We start from the raw sequence: 348 nt of genomic DNA, 5'->3' as shown, positions 1-348 counted from the left end.
GGAAATGATGAAGAAGCACGAGAAAAAATGCATAACGCTTCTGCAATTGCAGGGATGGCATTTGCAAATGCTTTCCTCGGTATTAATCACAGCTTAGCACATAAGATTGGACCAGAATTCCATATTCCGCACGGACGTGCAAATGCCATTCTAATGCCGCACGTAGTCCGCTATAATGCTATTAAGCCNNTTGTTCCCAAAATATGAGCACTTTGTAGCAGATGAACGCTATGCACATATTGCGAGAATGCTCGGGCTTCCAGCAAGCTCAGTAGCAGAAGGTGTGGAATCACTCGTCAAAGCAATTACTGAGCTTGGAAAAAGCTTAAATATTAATATGAGTATTGC

1 pseudogene is annotated in these 348 nt (G+C 42.5%); it reads left to right on the top strand.

The features are described from left to right. Nucleotides 1-348: pseudogene (locus tag CN409_RS31185) on the top strand (iron-containing alcohol dehydrogenase); the annotation flags it as partial.

The organism is Bacillus sp. AFS012607, from assembly GCF_002558005.1.
GTDB classification, from domain to species: Bacteria; Bacillota; Bacilli; order Bacillales; family Bacillaceae_G; genus Bacillus_A; species Bacillus_A thuringiensis_S.
This window is presented reverse-complemented; position numbering and strand designations above follow the sequence as displayed.